The organism is Nonomuraea sp. MG754425 (assembly GCF_021699195.1).
Lineage (GTDB): Bacteria > Actinomycetota > Actinomycetes > Streptosporangiales > Streptosporangiaceae > Nonomuraea.
Genome location: NZ_SSXE01000462.1, coordinates 1 through 741, shown reverse-complemented (window position 1 = coordinate 741; position 741 = coordinate 1). Strand labels below are relative to the sequence as shown.

At 65.9% G+C, this 741-nt stretch carries 1 protein-coding gene; it reads left to right on the top strand.

Translation table 11 applies throughout. From position 1 onward, the window contains the following. Positions 1 to 138: 138 nt before the first annotated feature. Positions 139 to 741: transposase family protein (locus FAF44_RS53490; RefSeq protein WP_237111165.1), on the top strand; the 603-nt coding region annotated here is incomplete at its 3' end.

The following is a 741-nucleotide window of genomic DNA, read 5'->3' as shown; positions in this document are numbered from 1 at the left end:
TGAGCCGTTTTCATCCCCCTGCGGTGGGTTGATGATCACAGCATGATCGCGAGGTGGACGTTCGCCTGATGACATGGCGAAACCCCTGGTAGACGGGTTGATCACCACAATCTCGTCCGCCACAACCAGGGGCCTCAGATGCTGTTTTACCGTGCTGCCGTCGATTTGTCGCGCCCAACCCTGAACTACGTGGCCGGCCTCATCCGCCGGCACCGCAAGGCCATCGGGTCGACCTGGCGGCTGCTCAACGCGGGACAGCAGGCCCTGCTCGTGCTGGTCTACCTGCGCAAAGGCGAGACGTTCCCCGAACTCGGGGCCGGGTTCGGAGTCTCCACGGCGACCGCGTGGCGGTATGTGGAGGAGACGGTGATGCTGCTGTCGGCGCGCTCGCCCAAGCTCGGCCAGGCGCTGCGCAAAGCGAAGCGGGACGGGCTGCACTACTTGGTGCTGGACGGCACGCTGATCCACATCGACCGGATCGCCGCCGACCGGCCCTACTTCTCCGGCAAACACCGCGTGCACGGCATGAATATCCAGGTCATCGCCGGACCGGATGGGATGCTCCTGTGGACGTCGGGCGCGCTGCCGGGCAAGACCCACGATCTGAGCGCCGCCCGCATCTGGGGCATCCTGCGCGCCCTGGAGCAGGCCGGGATCGTCACGCTGGCCGATAAGGCCTATCAAGGAGCCGAAGGCCTGGTCCGCACCCCGTACAAGGGCAAGAACAAGCCCGAGTCCCAG